The organism is Lysinibacillus sp. FN11, from assembly GCF_024628845.1.
GTDB classification, from domain to species: Bacteria; Bacillota; Bacilli; order Bacillales_A; family Planococcaceae; genus Lysinibacillus; species Lysinibacillus capsici.
The window spans coordinates 3,178,237-3,199,744 of the sequence record NZ_CP102383.1; the positions used below are offsets into that span (position 1 = coordinate 3,178,237).

Below are 21,508 nucleotides of genomic sequence, written 5' to 3' on the forward strand. Positions count from 1 at the left end.
TTAAAAATCAAGCATTTTTCATAAAAAAATTAAAAATCTTTTTAATATCTATTACAAACAATAGAATTCCTGCTAATACAATCAATCCACCGATGATTTGTGTCATGATTAAATACTCTTTAAATATCACCAAAGCTAAAAGAGCAGCTCCTACAGGCTCAAATAATATAGCAATTGAAACAACATTCGTACTAACATATTTAATTGACCAATTAAACAAAGTATGACCAAGTAAATTTGGGATTAATGCTAATAAGAAAAACCATAACCAATCCATCGAAGAATATGGACCAAATGATTCCCCTTTAATCATTACATATATAAATAAAGTGATGGTACTTACAACATATACAACCATTGTATAGGTCACAAGTGATAATCTTTTACGTACATCCTGTCCTAATAGAAAATAAGCTGTTGCAAGTGCACATGCAACGAGCGCCAGTACATCTCCATAAAAGGCTGTTCCACTTACTTTAAAATCGCCCCAACTAATTAAAACACTTCCTATTATTGCAATGGATCCTGCTACGATTGTTTTCATCGTAATTTTTTCTTTAAAGAAAAAATAAGTGCCCACAAACGCAAACAAAGGTTGTAGCGTTACTAAAACTGTTGAACTTGCTACTGAAGTATAGTTGAGTGATTCAAACCATAATATAAAATGAAAAGCTAAAAAAATCCCAGCAACTGAAGAAAATAGCCAATCACGTCTTTTTAAAGTTGCTAACTCCTTTGTATATCCTCTTAAAAACCATGGCGCCATGATTAAAACGGAAAATAGCATGCGATAAAATGCTATAATCCCCGCTTCCGCCGATGCTAATTTCACAAAAATTGCTGACATCGATACTGAAATTACACCGATCACAATTGGGATGTATGGATGAATTTTTGGCTGCTCCAAAAAACCCCACCTTCCTAAAAAAATACTTATATGTCCTTACTTCATGTTGTACAATACAAAAAAGTGATGCACATATAATAATGACAGTTTGCATATCTCTTAGCAATACGAAATAACAATGGAGGGTTGTGTATGGAAACATTATTCGAAAATATGATTACATATGAAGTTGGCATAAAATTAGTTATTGCAGCCACATTAAGTTTAGTAATCGGTATCGAAAGGGAATTAAAGAAAAAACCAGTTGGATTAAAAACAAGTTTAGTTATTGCTACTTTCAGCTGCTTATTAACGATTATCTCCATTGAAACAGCCTACTCAACCCCCGCTAGAGATGATATTAATATTACGATGGACCCTCTTCGTTTAGCAGCACAAATTGTTAGTGGAATTGGCTTTCTTGGTGCAGGAGTCATTCTAAGACGCGGGAATGACAGCATTACGGGTTTAACAACCGCTGCTATGATCTGGGGAGCCGCTGGTATCGGTATTGCGGTTGGTGCAGGTTTTTACATGGATGCAACACTAGCTGTTGTGATCATTGTTTTTGGAATTGAAGTACTATCACCTTTTCTTATGAAAATCGGACCCAAGCGAATTCGTATGCGGGAAATTTTATTAAAAGTTCAAATTGATGATGACAACCATACAGAAGCATTTCTATTATTTTTAAAGGACAACAACATTATCATTGAAAATATACGCATTAAAGATGTGCACTTAAAAAATGATAGTGTTTTACATGAGTTAGATTTACGCCTTTCCTTAATCGTCTCGGATAATTTGTTGTCCTTTTATCGTTCATTACGAGCACTATCTTATATAGAAAAAATCGAAATGGAAATTTTAAACTAGTTGGAGGATTTTTTATGGCAGAACTATTAAAACTACTAAAAGACGGCAACAAACCCTCTCTAATGGCTGCATGTGTAAATGCCTTTTTAGGAATTATTAAAGGAATCGCCTTTTTCTTTACAGGTAACGTGGCGATGTTTGCAGAAATGATGCACTCTCTAGGCGATGCAGCAAACCAATTATTTGTGTATATAGGCTCAGCACTCTCTAAAAAGGCACCTACAAAACAATTTCCTGGTGGCTTCGGTCGTATTGTCAATTTAGTATGCCTTTTTGCCGTAATAATTGTAGCTATCCTTTCTTATGAAACAATAAAAGAAGGTTGGCATCATTTTATTCATCCCGCAGGAGAGTCTAGCGGGATACTGATCGCCCTAGGGGTATTATTCATCGGGATTGTTTTAGAAGGGACGGTCCTAGCTAAAGCGGCTGCAGAAGTGTTACATGAAGCAGGTCAAGAAAAGGCAGGTATCGCAGCTATTCCCAAAGCTTTCTCATACTTGAATAGGGCAAAACCGGCAACAAAATTAGTTTTTATGGAAGATTTAGTTGCTACTGGGGGCAACTTCTTAGCCTTTGCTGCTATTTTAATTGCTTATTTTACAGGTTGGGGTCGAATAGAAGGACTAGTTTCGATGATAATTGGGGTCATGATGTTTTATGTAGTTGGTAAGGTATTCCTCGATAATGCACGTGGCGTCATTGGCGAGACTGATGAAGAGATGTTAAACCATATCGCTCACCTCGTAATGGATGATCCGAATATAAAAGATATTGTGCGTCTTGAAGTGATTAAAGAAGGAGAGTTTTTACATGTAGAATTAGTAGCTGAAGCAGATCCGCTTTTATCGTTAGCCTTTTTAGATGATGTACGTGATCATTTAACAGAGGTAATCATAAGCCAAAAAGGAGTATCTAAAGTAGCTATTTTATTCGACGAGGATGACGGGAAAGCTAGCTGGATACACGTTGGTGAGAAACCAAATAACTCCATTTAATACTTTATAAAAACAAATAGCCAATTGCCGTATTTCAGGCAGTTGGCTATTTGTTAGACTAATTTTAAATTAGGAATATCCTCATAACCTACATAAACATGGTTTGTAACCATAAAAGTAAGTAATTTATTACAAGCAATCATTTGTCTTTTACCATTCTGATGAATAACAATTTTTGAAAATTGTAAGGAGGCTTGACGATTAGCTAATGCATACTCTTCTGCATTGAGAATATTTCTGCCATCCACATGACAACCCAACACAAAATTTCCTGCAAAAGAATCCTTTAATACATTCGGATGCATGGATTGATAATGTACTTCAGCAATTGAATCTTCTAAATTCATGAATTGATGGGCTACCAAATAATGTTTTAAAGCACCTTTTAAATCAATTGCAATAGCTGTATCTGCTAAAATTGTTCGATAATAAACAGGAACAATCTCAGCACCCCCCAAATACGGCTTAACTTCTACAACAATTTCTCCAGAAGGACGAACAAATAATTGTACAATTGCTTTATTTACACCATCCGAAAAAATAACATTCGTTTGCCCAAAACGCACGCTTTTAAAAAATATACTTTGATCTACAATGTATCCAGTGATAATTTTATCATTTTCAATTTGCAATGATTTCGCTTCAATTCCTAATACTTCTACACAATTTTGCATTTTATAAACATGTTGCTGAAATGGCATTTCTATACAACTTAATGTAACAATACGGTCCTGTAGCAATTGTTTCAACATTTGATCCCTCTCCTCTTTGTTTAATATTGTAATTATTTTAGTAAAGGTGGCTGAACAACTTCTGAACATTGACACACGAATTGACTGATTACGACAAAAAACCATTCTTTTCTGTCATTCAATAAATCACCTTATAGTAAAACAATCTACAATATAGGTTGAATGACTCAATAAAAACATGACTTTACTCACTTAAAATAAAGAAAAATGTATTTGCAATCCCTTTATTATCTATCTATTTTATTATATTGCAGGACTAAAGAAACTTCTACGACAAAATTCTACATTTATCGTTAATTTTTCTTAACCTTGCAATAAAAAAAGTATGAGGCTATAAGCATAGTCTCATACTTAATGTATTAAAGAGAATTTTGTAAAATAGTTCTTACATCTTCCTCTTGCAATCGATTAAAGTTGCCAAAAGGGCCATTTTGCATAGCATGATCTACAATTTGCTGGAATTTCGAATCATCAATATCGTAATCTGCCAAACGACTAGGTGCCCCTAATGATGTCCAAAATGCAGATAAACGATCAATCCCCTCATAAGCAACCTCTTCTACTGTTTTGCCTGTTGCCTCGACTCCAAACACACGTGTTGCTATACCTGCAAAACGCTCAGGATTTACTGGTACATTTAAACGCATCCAATGCGGTTGAAGAATGGCTAAACCACCTGCATGTGGAATGTCATAAACAGCAGATACGGCATGTTCAATATTATGAGATGCCCAATCCCCTCGTGAACCAATTGATAGGAATCCATTTAAACCAATTGTCCCTGCTAATAGAATGGTTTCACGTAACTTCGTATTTTCTAGGTCCTCTAATAATTTTGGAGCTGTCGTAATAACCGTTCGCAATACCCCTTCACACATTTCATCTGTGATAGGAGTATTCGTTGTATTGTGGAAATATTGCTCAAATACATGTGACATCATATCCACTATTCCATATACAGTGTGATTTTTAGGTACAGTCACTGTATATGCTGGATTTAGTATTGAAAATTTCGGGAAGGCTGCTGGACTACCCCAACTTAGTTTTTCTTCAGTAGCAGCATTCGTTATCACTGATCCAGCATTCATTTCTGAGCCTGTAGCAGCAAGTGTTAATACCGTTCCTAGTGGTATAGCTTGTTCTACAAACACTTTACGTTTCACGATATCCCAAGCATCGCCATCATACTTAGCGCCAGCAACAATTAATTTAGAACAATCGATTACTGAACCACCACCCACAGCAAGAACCAAGTCAATTCCTTCTGTTTTGCATATCTCAATACCTCGTCTAGCTGTTTCCACTCGTGGATTTGGCTCTACACCACCTAATTCAAATACAGTCTTATCCGCCTGTTGTAATTTCTCGATAACAGCATCATATACACCATTCAATTTAATACTTCCGCCACCATATACAACTAATACCTTGTTTCCAAATTGCTCTAATTCTTTCGGTAATTTTTCAAGTGCATCCTCACCAAAATGTAGTTTCACTGGGTTAAAAAAAGTAAATGAATCCATCTAATTCGCCCCTTTCTAGTTGGATTTTCTCATAATTACGCTAGAGAAAGCAAAGATTAAACGCTGTCAACACTTTGCTATTTCGAAGGCGTTTTTTCAAGTTGTTTAGATTTTGTTCAGGCAATAGTTGTATAGTACTAGACATTACATAAAATAAAAGGAATTTTTGCACATGCTTATTATTATAATTGTTGTCATAACTATAATTCCGGGCTTTTTTCTGCTAAGATTTTTTAAAATCAAAAAAATAAGGAACGAAAAAAAGATGCTACTAGAACAGCGCCTAGACCATCTTCTTCAATCGAATAAAAATGAAAAAAATGAGTCATCCCATTAATATAGGAATGACTCATTATCTTAATTTTACTTAAACCCAACCACGGAAGCGAGAAGCTTCTGCAGTACGGCGAACACCTACCATGTAAGCTGCTAAGCGCATGTTGATGTTACGTGTTGTTGCTGTTGTATATACATTATCAAATGCTTCGACCATTTTTTTGTATAGACGCTCTTCCACTTCTTCTTCTGTCCAATAATAACCTTGGTTATTTTGCACCCATTCAAAGTAAGAAACTGTAACCCCACCTGCAGAGGCTAATACGTCTGGTACAAGTAAAATGCCACGCTCTGTTAAGATTTTAGTTGCTTCAGCTGTTGTTGGACCATTTGCTGCTTCTACTACGATACTTGCTTTTACATTATGTGCATTGTCAGCAGTAATTTGGTTTTCAATAGCAGCTGGTACTAAAATATCACAATCAAGCTCTAATAATTCTTTGTTAGAAATTGTGTTTTCAAATAAAGTAGTTACTGTTCCGAAGCTATCGCGACGATCTAATAAATAGTCGATATCTAAACCTTCAGGATCATGAAGTGCACCATAAGCATCTGAAATACCGATTACTTTCGCACCTAAATCATGCATGAATTTCGCAAGGAAGCTTCCTGCGTTACCAAATCCTTGAATAACAACACGAGCACCTTTAATATCAATACCACGTTTTTTTGCTGCTTCTTCTATTACGATTGTAACACCTTGTGCAGTCGCACGGTCACGACCTTGAGAACCACCAAGTACTAGTGGCTTACCAGTGATGAAGCCTGGAGAGTTGAATTCATCCATGCGGCTATATTCATCCATCATCCATGCCATAATTTGTGCATTTGTAAATACGTCTGGCGCAGGAATATCTTTTGTTGGTCCTACGATTTGACTTACCGCACGAACATAGCCACGGCTTAAACGTTCGATTTCGCCCATTGACATTTGACGTGGATCACAAATGACACCGCCTTTACCACCGCCGTATGGTAGATCGACAATACCACATTTCAATGTCATCCACATTGAAAGCGCTTTAACTTCCTCCTCAGACACTTGTGGGTGGAAACGAACCCCACCTTTAGTTGGTCCTACGGCATCATTATGTTGTGCACGGTAACCAGTAAATACTTTTGTTGTACCATCATCCATTTTCACTGGAATACGTACTTGTAGCATGCGAAGCGGTTCTTTTAGTAATTCATACATTGCTTCATCATAGCCAAGTTTATTTAGAGCATCTTGAATGACATCTTGTGTTGATGTGAAAAGATTTAAGTTTTCAGACATTATTAAATCGCCTCTTTGTTTTTTTTAATGATAGTTATCGGCATCATTGTAACATACTTCCGAATTAAAATGTGAACATTTTGTTAAAGTTTAAATACTTTTTCAATTTGTTCAATTGACCAATCTAAATCTTCTTGAGAAATAACAAGTGGTGGTGCAAAACGAATCACTGTATCATGTGTTTCTTTACATAATAGACCTAATTCTTTAAGTTTTTCACAGTATGGACGAGCTGCTTCTGTTAGCTCCATACCGATAAATAAACCACGACCACGTACTTCCTTAATAACTGGGTTGTTAATTTCTTTTAATTTACCTTTGAAGTATTCACCAAGTTCGTGTGAACGCTCTGCTAATTTCTCATCTAATAATACTTTAATAGATGCAATTGAAACTGCACAAGCTAAAGGATTACCTCCAAAAGTTGAACCATGTGAACCTGGGTTGAATACACCTAAAATACTACGGTTTGCAGCCACACAAGAAATTGGGAACACGCCGCCACCTAGAGCTTTACCCAAGATATACATATCTGGTTCTACTTCTTCCCAATCACAAGCAAACATTTTACCTGTACGTGCTAAACCAGCTTGAATTTCGTCAGCAATGAATAGTACATTGTTTTCACGGCAAAGTTCACGAGCTGCTTTTAAGAAGCCTTCTGTTGGAATTACGATACCCGCTTCACCTTGAATTGGCTCAATTAAAAATGCAGCAGTGTTTGGTGTAATAGCAGCTTTTAAAGCTTCCAGATTACCATAATCTACTAACTTAACATTTGGTAGCATTGGACCGAAACCACGACGGTATTCTTCATCAGAAGATAAAGATACAGCTAGCATTGTACGACCATGGAAGTTACCATTACATGCAATAACCTCAGCTTTACCCTCTTCTACGCCTTTTACATCATATGCCCAACGACGAGCTGCTTTAAACGCAGTTTCTACTGCTTCAGCACCCGTATTCATCGGTAATACCATTTCTTTATTTGTTAATTTCCCTACTAGCTCATACCATTCACCAAGATTTTCGCTATAGAAAGCACGTGAAGTTAACGTTACTTTATCAGCTTGCTCTTTTAAAGCAGCGATAATTTTTGGGTGACGATGTCCTTGGTTTACTGCTGAATAAGCAGATAACATATCTAAATATTTGTTACCTTCTGGATCTTTAACCCAAGCACCCTCAGCCTCTGAAATAACGATTGGCAGTGGATGATAGTTTGCCGCACCAAAATTTTGTGTTTGTTCAATAACTTGTTGAGTTTTTGTCATATCCTATTCTCTCCTTACTAATCATCATTATAAAAGAAAGGGACTATGTATCACTATAAGTAGAATGATTAAGAATATAGCAACAATTCAAACGAGAAATTTGCTAACTTCTCCAAGATAAACTACGTCATGAAAGTTTACGGTTTTAGCCAGGGTAGCGTTACCTGGAGAAGTGTCACAAATTTATTCAAAATGCCTTAATTTCTACTTACTTTGAATAGCCCTCACGTCAGTGTGAAAATTAAAGCATTTCTGAAGTTGTTTTTGCTTGCATATGCAGTTGTAGGTAGTCTGGGCCACCTGCTTTTGAATCTGTACCTGACATGTTGAAGCCACCAAATGGTTGGTAACCAACGATTGCACCTGTACAGCCACGGTTGAAGTAAAGGTTTCCTACATGGAATTCTTCACGCGCTTTTTCTAGGTTCATGCGGTTAGTTGTGATAACAGCGCCTGTTAAACCGTATTCTGTATCGTTTGCAATTTCAATCGCATGGTCGAAATCTTTTGCTTTTGCAATGGCTACAACTGGTCCGAAGATTTCTTCTTTCATAATACGTGCAGAAGGATCTACGTCAGCAAATACAGTTGGTTGTACGAAGTAACCTACTGAATCGTCCGCTGTACCACCAGCTACTAGACGGCCTTCGCCTTTACCAATTTCAATGTACTCAGTAATTTTGTTGAAAGCTGCTTGGTCAATAACTGTTGCCATGAAGTTGCTGTAATCAGTTGGGTCACCCACTGTTAAAGCGTTTGTTAACTCTTCTACACGATTTACCACTTGCTCATATACATCTTCTACGATGACAGCACGAGAACATGCTGAACATTTTTGACCTGAGAAACCAAATGCTGATTTCACGATCGATTGTGCAGCTAATTCTAAATCTGCTTCTTTATCCACTACGATTGTATCTTTACCGCCCATTTCAGCGATGACACGTTTAATCCAAATTTGGCCTTCATTTAGCACAGATGCACGTTGGTTGATACGTAAGCCGACATCACGTGAACCTGTGAAGCTGATGAAGCGTGTTTTTGGATGATCGACTAAGTAGTCACCTACTTCAGCACCAGAACCTGGTACGAAGTTCACCGCACCTGCTGGAAGACCAGCTTCTTCTAATACTTCGATAAACTTATACGCTATAACTGGCGTCGTGGAAGCTGGTTTTAATAACACTGTGTTCCCTGTTACTAAAGCAGCTACTGTTGTACCAGCCATGATTGCAAATGGGAAGTTCCAAGGAGAAATGACAATACCGATTCCTAGTGGAATATAGTCATAACGGTTGTATTCACCTGGACGGCTTTCAACTGGCTGACCGTTTTTAATGCGTAGCATTTGGCGACCATAGTATTCCATGAAGTCGATTGCTTCCGCTGTATCTGCATCAGCCTCTGCCCATGGTTTCCCAGCTTCTTTTGTTAATAAAGCTGAGAATTCATGTTTACGACGACGGATAATCGCTGCCGCTTTGAAAAGAACGTCTGCACGAATGGCTGGATCAACTTTTTTCCACGTTTTGAATGTTTCATCTGCCGCTTGCATCGCTTTTTCAGCTAAATCTTTGCTTGCTTTCGAAACGCGACCAATGACTTCTGTTTTCTTTGCAGGATTGTACGAAACGATTTTGTCTTCTGTTGTAATGCGTTCGCCACCGATAATTAGTGGGTAGTCTTGACCTAAGTAACCTTCAACTTTATTTAAAGCCTCTACATAAGCATTGTAGTTTGCCTCTTGTGAAAAATCTGTGAATGGTTCGTGTTTGTATGGAATCATACTTAATCCTCCCTTGTGAGATGTGTTTGGGTATGCAAAAAACATTGACGCAAAATATCTTTGCGTATAAAATATTCTTACACTTATTATAATGCAAAATTTCGTTGCATATTTCAAGTAAAAAATTTTTGAGGTGCACATTTTTATGAAAAATTCTGAACCTTTACTACCTTTTTATGAGTTTATTGCAACAAATGTATCCGTTGGTATTCATGCAGTAGACCTATCTGGCAAAACGATTATTTACAATACGAAAATGAAAGAAATTGAAGGATTTCATTTTGATGAACTTGCGGATCGTTCCATTATTGAAATGTTTTCCTTCCGTCAACATGAAAGTACGTTAATGCGTGTTTTACAAACAGGAAAAAAAGAAATGAATGTTAAACAATCCTACTGGAATAAAAATGGTCATGAAATTACAACAATTAATGATACTTTTCCACTTTTTGTTGAAGGCAAACTGATTGGAGCAATCGAATTTGCACGTGATATTACTTCACTGGAAAAGCTTGTTTATCAGCCCCTTCGTAGGTACGATGAACCATTAACATTTGATATGATTAAAGCTGATTCTGAATCAATGAAGCAGGTTATTGACAACGCTAAAAAAGCAGCTGCTGTAAAATTACCAGTATTATTAATTGGTGAATCTGGCACAGGGAAAGATTTAGTAGCAGAGGGAATTCACCACGCAGCTTCACCTGATCCTGATGCCTTTGTGACACTCGTTAGTCGCCGTTCAGCTCAATCGGTGCTTGATAAATTACAGCAATTATTAGAAGAAGATAAAGATTACACCTTCTTCTTCGAACGTATAGATTTTTTAAGCTTAGACATTCAAGAGCAACTTTTAGATATACTACATTCACTTCCACAGTCCAAATATATGCTAATTGGCAGTGTGGGCAGTGATCCCATTACATTGATTGCCGAAAAGAAGCTGTCAAAATCTCTATATTATTTCTTTGCAACAATGGCTATTACTATTCCCAATTTAACGGATCGAAAAGAAGACATTCTTCCATTTGTAGAAGATTATTTTAGTCGACATCGAGAACGATTTGCCTCACAAGTCACTGAACTTGCACCAGATGTACAGGAATTATTTTTACAATATGATTGGCCAGGAAATCTAAAAGAGCTTGAGCTACTATTGGATGAAATTGTTTCATTTATGACAACGGAATCCACTGTTACCTCAGATTTATTACCTTTACATTTTCGCTTCAAAGTGCAACAGCAAGATACAAATAATCGTGAACCAGAATTTTTTATGTTCCATCAAAATCACAATGTCATGCCACTCGATGCCTATTTGCGTGAAGCCGAATCATATTATGTGCAAAATGTCTTAAATTTATATGAGGGCAATATAACAAAGGCAGCAAATGCACTTGGTATGAGCAGACAAAACCTACAATATCGAATCCGTAAAATAAAAAAACAATAGAAAAAACGAGGATCCTTTCATTCGAAAGCATCCTCGTTTCTTTATTGACCAGATTGTTCAATCCAGTCCTGCAATTTATCTTTTAAGGAATTAAAACCATTGGCATCCGATTCATCTACACGGTCCTGCAATGATTTACGTGGTGGTGCATCTTTTTTTCTTACTGTTGCTGGGCGATCCTGTAGCGCTCTCATCGATAAACTAATTTTTTCGGCCTCTTCATCGATCTCAAGAATCTTGACTTCAACTTCTTGCCCAACAGCTAAAAATTCACTAACGTCCTTCACAAAGCCGTATGTGATTTCCGAAATATGCACAAGGCCTTGCGTATTGTCATCTAGTGCAACAAATGCACCGTATGGTTGAATACCTGTAACTTTTCCGGTCAACACGTCTCCTAATTCATATTTTTTTACCATAACCTTTGCCCACTTTCTCTTGTTTGCTACGTATATATCGCTTAAATTATAACATACGTGTAAAAACGGGGCAAAAAATCTCCTTATTCGGCAATGGCTGTAATGATGTAACGTTTTTCACCTTTTCCTGTAGTCACTGTACCTAATTGGAAGGTTAAGCGCTGGCCAATCATTTGAATGGATTCTGGTTTAACACCTACTTTAATGGTTGTTTGGGATGTATCTGTTGCATATAGAACTGTAAAATGTTGCATACCATCAAATTGAACCAATTTATCCACATCTACAGCTTGAGACACTAACTGTTTTACTGTTTCTTGATCGCCTTTTCCTTGTGCATATAAGAATAGGCTCACAACATTCATTGGGTTTAATGAATCTAGGATGGTATCATCTTTACTTGACACATACGCGTTGTATAAACCTTCCGTTTGGATAATCCAACGGTTATCAATTTGTAAACCTGTTGAACCATCATATATTTCTATATAGACTTCATTACTCAAATATGAAAGCTCCATCCTAATATCCTGTCTTGTTAGTTTGTCTATGGTTTTGGATGTTCCTTCTCTCTTAAATTCTTCGAGGATGAATTGTGCGGTCAAACGCATCGATTCCCCATACTTCCCATTAGCCGTATCATTTAATAGCTCTATATGTTCTGGTGAGTATCTAGTTTTGTCATCACCTTTCAAAAGTACAAGCCACGTATTTTCAAACTCTTTGTTTAAATTTCGCAATTGGAAATCGAGGTATGAATTTGATAAATCGTTAACTAATGTTCTTTCGTATAATTTTAAAATACGAGCAGATTCTTCTGCAGAAAAACGTAAATCCTCACCATTGAATAAAGAGCCTGTAGCCAAATATTTAAAATAACCTAATATATCAGGATGAAGACGGTCAATGGATACTGGTGCATCTTTCATAAAAATCGGATTCGTTCTAAAACTATAGTTTTGCCCATCATAAGACAACTCAAAATATTGTTTTTTTGCCGTTGCAATTAATTGATTTAGTTCTTTAGGATAATCTTTCTTTTTTTGTGACAGTACTTTATTATATTGGGAAAGTTCATTTGTATAATATTGCAAAACATCTTTTGTTGGGTAATATATGCTAAAGAAATATCTAGACTCGGCAAATGACATCGGATTTTCGTACGTTTCAATCCGCTCTATCAGCTCTCGAGGTGTTTGCAAACTGTCTAGTATCTCTTGCTCTAACTGTGTTAAATATTTAGGATCATAAGCCATTTTATTTAGTACTATTTTTTTATTTTTAGCTTTATCATTGTATTTATAATCAGCAGATACAACAAATGTTAGTTTCTTAAAATTTTCCTCAGGTATATTGAGCTCAAGGCGTGTTTTTTCACGTTTTTCATGATATTTCTTTTGAAATCTAGAAAACCAATCTTCATAGTTGCTTTCTATTTTTTCTTCATCTGAATGAACGAGTGCTGAAGGATGGAACATATAAGATGAAATTAGAATACCTACCAAAAGCACACTGGCAATACTCGCGATCCATACAGCCGATTTTTGCCATCTTGCAGAAGGCTTTCGAACTGGATTCATACTTTCTAGAGACTCCCTTACATTATCCTCAGCTTCAATTTGATGAAGAACACGTTGTGGATCAAGCTTCGGTTCCATTCGTTCATAGGATTTTTTCAGTAGTGCCATACGTTGGTCAAATTGCTTATCATCCATTTTCAACACTCCCATCTTGCATTAATGCTGCCTTTAGCTTTTCCTTTGCTCGTAATAATCGCACTTTCACCGTCGATAACGAAATATTTAAGACCTCAGCGATTTCTTCGTATTTTAATTCGTGGAAGTAATACAACACGAGAGGATAACGGTATTTTTCGTCAAGGACCTGAATAGCACGATGTAGATGCCTGTCCTCTTCAAACAAAAGAACATCCTCTTCAGCAGATGAATGAGTCTTTTGCTGTTGGGCTTGTAGCTTGTCCTCTTTAGCCTGCTGCCGTTGTTCCTTACGATAATAATCGCGCGTAGCATTTAATGTGATTTTATAGAGCCACGTGGTAAATCGATCCTGTTTAAATTGGTGTAAAAAGCGATACAGTTTAACAAATACCTCCTGTGAAACATCAGCTAAATCATTTGTATGTACGCCACATTGAAAGGCAAACTTTTCAACGGTTTGCTGATGTATACGGATAAGCTCGATATAGGCATCTTTATCTCCTTGCTGAGCCCTTGCTATTAGTTCAACCTCCGTCATAGCTACCCCCCCTTTTAATAATGAAACGAAGCATTCTACCTAATTGTTACATAATTTAAATGTCTTTCCTCATATGTCATCTCTCTATATTTTTACTCCGTCAAATGTCTTTCTAGCTATCATCAATTTTCTGATATTTGCTTGTGTTATGAGAATATTGAGGTAAAATAATACTTTAGTATAAGGAGGATTTATTTTCGTGTCATCGAGGGATCAATTTACAACAAAAATTGGGTTTATTTTAGCTGCCGCAGGAAGTGCTATAGGATTAGGAGCCATTTGGAAATTCCCCTATATGGCGGGTACGAATGGCGGTAGTGTCTTTATTTTATTATTTATTTTATGTACTTTCTTTATTGGCTTACCCGTACTCATTGCTGAGTTCATGATTGGTCGTCGTGGTCAAAAGGATGCCGTCACTTCCTTTAAGGAACAAGCGCCAGGGAAGCCATGGTATTTGATTGGCTGGGGCGGTATGGTAATCGCAGGTCTTATCTTATCATTCTACAGCGTTGTTGGTGGATGGATTTTAAGCTACTTGGGTCGTGCCTTTACATTTAAGCTAACGAATGCTGGCTCTGACTTCAACTACGCTGATTTATTTGGCGATATTATTTCAAGCCCCTTTGAAGCAGTACTTGTACAAGGACTATTTATGTTATTAACAGTAGTCATTGTGTCAGCAGGTATTAAGGGTGGAATTGAAAAAGCCAGCACATGGATGATGCCTCTCCTCTTTATTTTCTTTATTGTCCTAGTTATTCGCTCTCTAACTTTAGACGGGGCTATGGAAGGCGTTAAATTTATGTTTGTACCTGATTGGTCCTATTTGAATGCTGAAACATTTTTAATGGCCTTAGGACAAGCTTTCTTCTCATTAAGTGTAGGTATTGCGGTTATGATTACATATGCTTCCTATTTATCTAAAACAGAGAAGATTGGTAACTCTGCGATTAATGTAGCATCTATGAATATTATTATCTCTTTACTTGCAGGACTTGTTATTTTCCCAGCAGTGTTTGCGCTTGGTTATACGCCTGATCAAGGGCCAGGCTTAGTATTCATTATTTTGCCAGCTGTATTCGAGCAGTTACCTCTTGGTGGCTTATTCTTAATAATCTTCTTCATTCTATTGCTTTTTGCTACAGTCACTTCTTCCATTTCCATGTTAGAAATAGTCGTGGCAATCGCAATTGGTGATAAAACAGAAAAACGCAGAAAAATTGCTTGGATTGGTGGAATCATTATTTTCATCTTTGGTATTCCAAGTGCCCTTTCATTTGGTATATTAGCAGATATAAAAATAGTAGATCGCTCTATTTTTGACTTTGTTGATTTTATGACTAATAGCATCGGTATGCCGATTGGAGCTATGTTGATTTCAATTTTTGCAGGTTATTATTATACAAGGGATATTTCACGTAAAGAATTAGCTGCGTCTAGCTTCTTGTTTAATATTTGGTACATTTTAATTCGCTACGTCTCCCCACTCGCCATTTTTATTATTTTCATCCAGGGGATTTTGCCTTTATTTAAATAAGTATTAGCCTCATGATACATTAAAAAAGAGGTTGTCCATTGACAACCCCTTTTTTATAAGGAATATGCAAAATATTTTAAATAATACATTTCGCTTCAAATTTAATGGCAATTAGTTTGTAAGAAATGGCTACACAATCTTCAAACGGTATCCATTGCTCAAACGAATGCTCATATGTTTCTTGAATAACTTTTGCAAGTGTTGATGGATCATCAATCCCTTGCAGTGCTGCAACTACATCTGCTGTTTCTGTATCATAATGGTCTGGACCTAAGTGGAATGGATCCCACTCCTCTAGCAGATGGACAGCTGCTTGATTCATTTTTATATTTTCCAAAATACTCACCTATTATCCTTTGATCATACTCGTATGATACCATAGTAAAAAAAAAAGAAAAGAGTGATTTTACTTGTCTATTTTTGATCAAACTATCAAACGTCGATGTACAAACTCTGTCAAATGGGACGCAATGGAAAAGGTTTATGGCCTAAACGATGCCTCAGATATCTTGCCAATGTGGGTAGCCGATATGGATTTTGCTGCTCCAATAGCCGTTTCAAAGGCTTTACAACAACATGCTGAACATACTATTTTTGGCTATAGTTATATGAGTGAAGAAGCGATTCAATCCATTATAGACTGGCAAAATACTCGCCATAACTGGCACATTGAGAAAGAAGCCATCCTATTCTGTAATGGTGTGGTGGCTGCATTAGCTAACAGCGTTGTTGCCCTAACTAACCCTGGTGACAAAGTACTCATTTCACCTCCAGTTTATCCGCCATTCTTTAACATACCAAAAAGTAATGGTCGTGAAGTTGTGAGCTGTCCATTAACAGAAAAAGACGGGTTGTTTGTCTATGATTTTGAAGCCTTCGAGCAGGCATTAGCTCAAGATGTGAAAGCTTACATACTATGTAACCCGCATAATCCAGGAGGCTATGTATGGGATGAAGCTACTTTAAAGGAAATTGTACGACTTTGTGCTAAATATGATGTCATTATTATCTCTGATGAAATCCATGCTGATTTAATGATCAATGGGGATAAACATATTCCTTTAGCTAAAGTTGCAGGTGATGAAATCAATCGCATTGTTACGTGTATGGCTCCTACAAAAACATTTAACTTAGCAGGAATTCAAGTTTCATATATGATCGTAACAGATAAGAAAAAACGCTTGAAGCTAGAGGCCATCAATATGGCAAGTGGTCAAGGCTCATTAAATACATTTGCCTCCGTTGCCCTTCATGCAGCATACACAGAAGGGGCTCCTTGGTTAGATGAATTACTCCCTTATATTTCTGCCAATATGGAATATGTGAAAGCTGAGTTAGAGCAGATTCCAGGTATTCGTGTTACGATTCCTCAATCCACTTATTTAATCTGGATTGATTACCGAGAGCTAGCGCTTGAAGAGAAGGAGATCATGAACCGCTTACTTGAAATCGGAAAGCTTGCTCTAGAACCAGGTACAAAATACGGAGAAGAAGGTCGTGGCTTCCTACGTATGAATGTTGCTTGTTCATTTGATACTGTGAAGGATGGAGTCGAGCGTTTTAAAAAGGTCTTTGCGCAATAAAATGGTTGAAAGGATATCTCTCCCTTGGAGATATCCTTTTTCTATGTTTAAAATCAAAATTTTGTGGAAAAGGTTCTTATCAATCGGATTTATAAAGAGGTGATTTTACATGGACATTGTCCCATTAACGATTAAACGTGCTTATATGACATTCCTATTTCCCTTCGCCTATTCCGAAAAAAATCGTCAAAAAATCAGTGATGTACTACTAAACGAGGGCTTTTCCTTTTTCACCTTAAAAAATACATCTCTTGAAGACGCTTTTTATGGTGATATGACGATTATACATGAGGAACTTGCCCAATTTTTCTATCCTTTTTTGGAGGATAAATTATTTCCGAACGATATGAATAACCCTGACTTTATTCGTTTTTCGAAAGCTTTTTATACACAAGGCGCCTTACATCTTCAAGAAAGTCAAATCAATTATGATTACGAAGTGATGAGTATTGATGTGACATTATGTCCTTTTGGGAATGGGATTATAACAGTAAGAACAAATATTATAGATCAATCACATGATCTAAGTGATATATTAAATTTTATTCACTATTTTAGAGTATTAGAGGCTAAACTAAGAGAGGAGAAAGGTGCAAGTCATCATTTTTCATTTGGTCATTGTTCTTCTACGAGTGAATTATTATTTAAGTATTTTATACCTTATTTAAAACCCTTTCTATTACATCAACAAGACCATAGCTATGAAGGCTTACCTTTCTTTGAAGATGAGAGAATGTTTGCCTCAGCTTATTTAATTGCAGAGGAAGAAGCTAAAATTATACCCGAGCATTTATTTCGATTAGGGCAAGTAGACGGTAGGACTCCTGCTGGCAAACCTTTTATTTCTAGCACTAATCCTCCATATATCTCTAATTATGTACAAGAGCATGCCCATACACGCTGGGCTCCTAACAGTTATATTATCACCTCGTCACAAGCACAAATAACGATTACAAATAGGCCGTTTGCCAAATGTACACATAGTATTCAAGAATTTATGGGTACACACTATTACAATTTGTTCATTCATTATTTTTATAAAATGATGCTCTTAAAGCTTTCCTATGAGTATAGTGAAATAAAGTGGGGCAAAGATAAACAGGTTGTCAATGAACTAATCGAGCTGATTACAAAATTTTCTGCACGCTATTATTTTGAAGAAGTCATCGTACGAACAGAAGGTAGAGAAATTGCTCAATTGTTACGAAAGTTCTTCCGTATAAATGAACATTATGTAGAAACGAAAGAAACATTGAATAGTTTGTATCGAACACAGGAAGATCAATCCGATAATCGAAGTAATAATTTACTATTTATTTTAACAGTCTTTACAGTGGTATCCGGCATTTATGGGATGAACTTAGTCATTGAAGGTTGGAAAGATAGCAGTGATTTCGATAGCATCGGTAGTTATACACTCTTTGAGTGGGTAGCGTTTATTACTGCATTGAGTGGGATTGGCTTGTCACTTGTACTGGTTTGTTTCACTGCCGTCAAGGCCCTGCAAAATACTATCCGACGCTTTAAAAAAAATTGATACAATAAAAAAGAATCTGCTCGCCCTCTGTGGCAAGCGGATTCTTTTTCTTATATATTCTGTTGATTGTTTGTGTTTTTCTTTTCTGCTAAAATACGTGCTTCAATTTCTTTTGATTTTAATTCTTGTTTCTTAGAAATTTTTCTGAAAAGCGTAAAAACGATAATACATAAAATAAGCATAATTAAAAATTCAAATGCTGCTGGAATATAACCTGATTTATCTTCTGGGAAATATAAAAATTGATACATAAAGTTCTGCATGTTCTACACGTCCTTATACGTATTATTCAAAGACTGTAATTGACTCAATTTTCACATCTTCTAATGGCTTGTCACGGAAATCTTTTTCCACATCTGCAATTTTATCCACAATGTCCATACCTTCTACTACATGACCGAATACTGTGTGTTTATGGTCTAACCAAGGTGTACCACCATTTTGAGCATAAGCTTCGATGATCTCTTCAGGGAAGCCCGCCCCTTGTAATTGACGAAGCATATCACTTGGAAGGTGCTTCATTTGTACAATAAAGAATTGAGAACCATTTGTGTTTGGACCTGCATTTGCCATTGAAAGCGCTCCACGTAGGTTAAACAATTGCTCTGAGAACTCATCTTCAAAGGAATTACCCCAAATTGATTCTCCGCCCATACCAGTACCAGTTGGGTCGCCACCTTGGATCATAAAGTCTTGAATAACACGGTGGAAAATAATGCCGTTATAGTAGCCTGATTTAGCATGACCTAAAAAATTCTCAACCGTTTTCGGTGCGTGCTCTGGGAATAATTTAATTTTGATAGCACCTAATGTTGTGTTCATTTCTACAAGCACTTCGCCTGCTTGTACGTCTGTTGTTAACTGTGGAAACATGGAAGTCTCTCCTTTAATGATAAATTTCAGTTTCAATGAAAAAGATGCCCTTGCACCTTTTCTGACCTCATTTTAGTCTAACATACTTCCTACTGGTTTTCTCCATCTAAGTATTGACGATTTTTGCACTTTTACTATTCATTTTTAAAACTATGTAAATAGGTCTGAGCGAGTATTTGGAATCAATCCAAAATATGTTATTCTGATGAAGGATTTATAGAAAGAGTGGAGGCACACATGAAAAAGGCTTTTGGTTTTTTTATTATAGTACTATCCCTTCCTGCTTTATGGTGGATTAGCACAAACATTAAAACAGAAATCAATATTGCACAAGCACATGAGGAACAAATGACTAATGCTATACATTTACCTGAGGTAGTGGCCCAGCTACCTGTTACCCTTATTGATCGAAATGGGCAAACATTTAGTGAGGAATATGTCGAATGGCGGCAGCCACTAAGTTTACAGGAAATTCCACAAATTGCCCAGGAAATATTCATTACCAGTGAGGATGCTGATTTTTATACGCATATTGGCTTTGATTTAAGTGCGATTATTCGTGCAGTTGTAGCCAATTCAAATAGCAACACAACCTCTCAAGGTGGTAGTACAATCACACAGCAACTTGTTCGAATGCGTTATTTATCTGAAGAAAAAACATATGAACGAAAATTAACAGAGCTTTTTTATGCATATGAATTAGAAAAAGAATTTGATAAAGAAGCCATTTTAACGATGTACCTAAATGAGTCCTATTTCAGTAATCAAGTCTATGGCATTGGCGGAGCAGCCACCTATTATTTTCAAAAGCCACTCCAAGAATTATCCATAGCTGAAATAGCCTTCATTGCTGCTATCCCAAATAACCCTTCCCTTTATAATCCTTTAAAGAATTATGATCAAACTAAAGCAAGGCAAGAGCGTTTGTTAGATACCCTTGCAGCAAATGGGGCTATTACAGAGGAAGAGGCAAAAGACTATAAAGCTGATCCCATTACATTAAATGTGAAAGATAAAATTCAAAGTTATCCAATGTATAGCACTTATGTTCTTCAAGAGCTAAAATGGCTTATTGCAGAAAAAGAAGGTTATGCGGATCGACTAAGCTCTACAGATAATGAGGAAGAAAAGAAAAAAATTAAAGCACAATTAGACAATCGACTCAATACTTTATTTCAAAATGGACTCATCATTCACACAGCACTTGATCCTACTAAACAGCAGCATGATGAGGAAAAAATGTCAGCTATTTTAGGTACTAACCCATTGCAAGCAGCAGGTGCAGCCATTGAAAACCAATCAAGAGAAATAGTCAGTCTGTATGCAGGAAAAAACTATGAAAAATTTGATTTCCATCGTGCATTCCAAGGAACACGTCAGCCAGGCTCAGCTTTTAAGCCTCTGGCAGTCTATGCACCATTCTTCGAAACAACATCTCATACACCTGATTCGATTGTCAATGGTGGGCGTTATTGTGTGGGCTCGTTTTGTCCACAAAACTATGGGGGCTATACGTATGGTGACGTGTCAATTCGTACTGCTTTTCGACATAGCTATAATACATCAGCACTTCGTCTCTTTCAAACCGTTGGCGTCGAGACAGCCTTTCATTACCTTAATCGCTTTCACTTCCGCTCGATTGTAGAGAAAGATTATAATTATGCCGCATCATTAGGAGGACTAACTTATGGTGTAACAGCATTAGAACTAGCAGATGCTTATACTAGTTTTATTGATGGCTCTTATGTACTTGCTCATAGTATTCGCAAAGTCACAGCAATAGATGGAACAGAGCTTTATAGTTGGGATTCACAGCGTGAACAAATTTGGTCTCCTAAAACAGTAAAATACATGCGTGAACTCCTTGCGGATGTTGTAGCAAACGGTACGGGTCAAGGTGTCTATAGTAACAGCAGCTACGTTGGTGCAAAAACAGGGACAACGAATGACTATCGTGACTACTGGCTTGCTGGACTCAATAATGAATATACTGCTGCTGTATGGCTAGGGTATGATAAACCTCAATCGATGCAGCAATTAGAAGAGTACAAAATTCATCATCAATTATTTAATGTGTTGCTTGAATAGTAAAACAAATAAAAGGTAGTAGTCACTGAGACTATTACCTTTTCATAGT

Annotated in this window: 19 protein-coding genes; 7 read left to right on the plus strand and 12 right to left on the minus strand. The window is 36.7% G+C overall.

Annotation, left to right across the window (positions count from 1 at the left end):
• Positions 1–7 precede the first annotated feature (7 nt).
• Positions 8–907 carry a DMT family transporter gene (locus NP781_RS16910; RefSeq protein ID WP_257520399.1) on the minus strand — a complete coding sequence of 300 codons (900 nt, stop codon included), beginning with the start codon at positions 905–907 and terminating at the stop codon, positions 8–10.
• Positions 908–1,039: 132 nt separating this feature from the next.
• On the opposite strand from NP781_RS16910, the gene NP781_RS16915 reads away from it, so the two are divergent.
• Both NP781_RS16915 and NP781_RS16920 read left to right on the plus strand, forming a co-directional pair.
• The gene (locus NP781_RS16915) at positions 1,040–1,762 is read left to right on the plus strand and encodes an MgtC/SapB family protein (protein ID WP_257520400.1); all 723 of its coding nucleotides are present in this window, start codon (positions 1,040–1,042) and stop codon (positions 1,760–1,762) included.
• A gap of 14 nt (positions 1,763–1,776) precedes the next feature.
• A complete protein-coding gene (locus NP781_RS16920) occupies positions 1,777–2,760 on the plus strand; it encodes a cation diffusion facilitator family transporter (protein ID WP_257520401.1) in 984 nt (327 codons plus the stop codon).
• A 53-nt stretch (positions 2,761–2,813) separates the two neighbouring features.
• Here the strand turns inward: NP781_RS16920 and NP781_RS16925 are convergent, their stop codons facing one another.
• The 5 genes from NP781_RS16925 to pruA all read right to left on the minus strand — a co-directional run bounded on the left by NP781_RS16925 (position 2,814) and on the right by pruA (position 9,710).
• Positions 2,814–3,512 carry a hypothetical protein gene (locus NP781_RS16925; RefSeq protein ID WP_257520402.1) on the minus strand — a complete coding sequence of 233 codons (699 nt, stop codon included), beginning with the start codon at positions 3,510–3,512 and terminating at the stop codon, positions 2,814–2,816.
• Between the two features lie 359 nt (positions 3,513–3,871).
• Positions 3,872–5,035 (minus strand): iron-containing alcohol dehydrogenase, encoded by a 1,164-nt coding sequence (locus tag NP781_RS16930; protein WP_257520403.1) that lies wholly within the window; start codon positions 5,033–5,035, stop codon positions 3,872–3,874.
• Between the two features lie 367 nt (positions 5,036–5,402).
• Positions 5,403–6,647 (minus strand): Glu/Leu/Phe/Val family dehydrogenase, encoded by a 1,245-nt coding sequence (locus NP781_RS16935; RefSeq protein WP_257520404.1) that lies wholly within the window; start codon positions 6,645–6,647, stop codon positions 5,403–5,405.
• 83 nt (positions 6,648–6,730) lie between these two features.
• Positions 6,731–7,924, minus strand: coding sequence for an ornithine--oxo-acid transaminase (locus tag NP781_RS16940; protein ID WP_004233780.1), 1,194 nt, complete (start codon positions 7,922–7,924; stop codon positions 6,731–6,733).
• 241 nt (positions 7,925–8,165) lie between these two features.
• Positions 8,166–9,710 carry an L-glutamate gamma-semialdehyde dehydrogenase gene (pruA, locus tag NP781_RS16945; RefSeq protein ID WP_103118703.1) on the minus strand — a complete coding sequence of 515 codons (1,545 nt, stop codon included), beginning with the start codon at positions 9,708–9,710 and terminating at the stop codon, positions 8,166–8,168.
• Positions 9,711–9,855: 145 nt separating this feature from the next.
• On the opposite strand from pruA, the gene NP781_RS16950 reads away from it, so the two are divergent.
• The gene (locus NP781_RS16950) at positions 9,856–11,163 is read left to right on the plus strand and encodes an AAA-type ATPase lid domain-containing protein (protein WP_221681303.1); all 1,308 of its coding nucleotides are present in this window, start codon (positions 9,856–9,858) and stop codon (positions 11,161–11,163) included.
• A gap of 41 nt (positions 11,164–11,204) precedes the next feature.
• Here the strand turns inward: NP781_RS16950 and yugI are convergent, their stop codons facing one another.
• The 3 genes from yugI to NP781_RS16965 form a co-directional block, all read right to left on the minus strand.
• Positions 11,205–11,582, minus strand: a complete 378-nt coding sequence (yugI, locus tag NP781_RS16955; protein ID WP_004228409.1) for a S1 domain-containing post-transcriptional regulator GSP13 — start codon at positions 11,580–11,582, stop codon at positions 11,205–11,207.
• Between the two features lie 83 nt (positions 11,583–11,665).
• On the minus strand, positions 11,666–13,297 hold the full coding sequence (locus NP781_RS16960; RefSeq protein WP_257520406.1) for a hypothetical protein: 1,632 nt from the start codon (positions 13,295–13,297) through the stop codon (positions 11,666–11,668).
• The gene (locus tag NP781_RS16965) at positions 13,290–13,838 is read right to left on the minus strand and encodes an RNA polymerase sigma factor (protein ID WP_004228406.1); all 549 of its coding nucleotides are present in this window, start codon (positions 13,836–13,838) and stop codon (positions 13,290–13,292) included. The genes NP781_RS16960 and NP781_RS16965 overlap by 8 nt, the downstream gene beginning before the upstream one ends.
• 199 nt (positions 13,839–14,037) lie before the next feature.
• Here NP781_RS16965 and NP781_RS16970 point away from each other — a divergent pair, with 199 nt between their 5' ends.
• On the plus strand, positions 14,038–15,378 hold the full coding sequence (locus NP781_RS16970; protein ID WP_257520407.1) for a sodium-dependent transporter: 1,341 nt from the start codon (positions 14,038–14,040) through the stop codon (positions 15,376–15,378).
• 76 nt (positions 15,379–15,454) lie between these two features.
• Here the strand turns inward: NP781_RS16970 and NP781_RS16975 are convergent, their stop codons facing one another.
• Positions 15,455–15,715 (minus strand): DUF1871 family protein, encoded by a 261-nt coding sequence (locus NP781_RS16975; protein WP_004228396.1) that lies wholly within the window; start codon positions 15,713–15,715, stop codon positions 15,455–15,457.
• 73 nt (positions 15,716–15,788) lie between these two features.
• On the opposite strand from NP781_RS16975, the gene NP781_RS16980 reads away from it, so the two are divergent.
• Positions 15,789–16,961 carry a MalY/PatB family protein gene (locus tag NP781_RS16980; RefSeq protein ID WP_257520408.1) on the plus strand — a complete coding sequence of 391 codons (1,173 nt, stop codon included), beginning with the start codon at positions 15,789–15,791 and terminating at the stop codon, positions 16,959–16,961.
• A 109-nt stretch (positions 16,962–17,070) separates the two neighbouring features.
• Positions 17,071–18,498 (plus strand): magnesium transporter CorA family protein, encoded by a 1,428-nt coding sequence (locus NP781_RS16985; protein ID WP_221681298.1) that lies wholly within the window; start codon positions 17,071–17,073, stop codon positions 18,496–18,498.
• 50 nt (positions 18,499–18,548) lie between these two features.
• Here the strand turns inward: NP781_RS16985 and NP781_RS16990 are convergent, their stop codons facing one another.
• Positions 18,549–18,761: a hypothetical protein gene (locus NP781_RS16990; RefSeq protein ID WP_004228391.1), complete on the minus strand. Its 213-nt coding sequence runs from the start codon at positions 18,759–18,761 to the stop codon at positions 18,549–18,551.
• Between the two features lie 22 nt (positions 18,762–18,783).
• On the minus strand, positions 18,784–19,371 hold the full coding sequence (locus NP781_RS16995; protein WP_004228389.1) for a peptidylprolyl isomerase: 588 nt from the start codon (positions 19,369–19,371) through the stop codon (positions 18,784–18,786).
• Positions 19,372–19,608: 237 nt separating this feature from the next.
• Here NP781_RS16995 and NP781_RS17000 point away from each other — a divergent pair, with 237 nt between their 5' ends.
• Positions 19,609–21,459 carry a transglycosylase domain-containing protein gene (locus NP781_RS17000; RefSeq protein WP_221681297.1) on the plus strand — a complete coding sequence of 617 codons (1,851 nt, stop codon included), beginning with the start codon at positions 19,609–19,611 and terminating at the stop codon, positions 21,457–21,459.
• Positions 21,460–21,508 lie beyond the last annotated feature (49 nt).

Coding starts and splice junctions, on each gene's coding strand:
- NP781_RS16915 (WP_257520400.1), top strand. CDS start 1,040: ATGGAAACATTATTCGAAAATATGATTACATATGAAGTTGGCATAAAA.
- NP781_RS16920 (WP_257520401.1), top strand. CDS start 1,777: ATGGCAGAACTATTAAAACTACTAAAAGACGGCAACAAACCCTCTCTA.
- NP781_RS16925 (WP_257520402.1), bottom strand. CDS start 3,512: ATGTTGAAACAATTGCTACAGGACCGTATTGTTACATTAAGTTGTATA.
- NP781_RS16930 (WP_257520403.1), bottom strand. CDS start 5,035: ATGGATTCATTTACTTTTTTTAACCCAGTGAAACTACATTTTGGTGAG.
- NP781_RS16935 (WP_257520404.1), bottom strand. CDS start 6,647: ATGTCTGAAAACTTAAATCTTTTCACATCAACACAAGATGTCATTCAA.
- NP781_RS16940 (WP_004233780.1), bottom strand. CDS start 7,924: ATGACAAAAACTCAACAAGTTATTGAACAAACACAAAATTTTGGTGCG.
- pruA (WP_103118703.1), bottom strand. CDS start 9,710: ATGATTCCATACAAACACGAACCATTCACAGATTTTTCACAAGAGGCA.
- NP781_RS16950 (WP_221681303.1), top strand. CDS start 9,856: ATGAAAAATTCTGAACCTTTACTACCTTTTTATGAGTTTATTGCAACA.
- yugI (WP_004228409.1), bottom strand. CDS start 11,582: ATGGTAAAAAAATATGAATTAGGAGACGTGTTGACCGGAAAAGTTACA.
- NP781_RS16960 (WP_257520406.1), bottom strand. CDS start 13,297: ATGGATGATAAGCAATTTGACCAACGTATGGCACTACTGAAAAAATCC.
- NP781_RS16965 (WP_004228406.1), bottom strand. CDS start 13,838: ATGACGGAGGTTGAACTAATAGCAAGGGCTCAGCAAGGAGATAAAGAT.
- NP781_RS16985 (WP_221681298.1), top strand. CDS start 17,071: ATGGACATTGTCCCATTAACGATTAAACGTGCTTATATGACATTCCTA.
- NP781_RS16990 (WP_004228391.1), bottom strand. CDS start 18,761: ATGCAGAACTTTATGTATCAATTTTTATATTTCCCAGAAGATAAATCA.
- NP781_RS16995 (WP_004228389.1), bottom strand. CDS start 19,371: ATGTTTCCACAGTTAACAACAGACGTACAAGCAGGCGAAGTGCTTGTA.
- NP781_RS17000 (WP_221681297.1), top strand. CDS start 19,609: ATGAAAAAGGCTTTTGGTTTTTTTATTATAGTACTATCCCTTCCTGCT.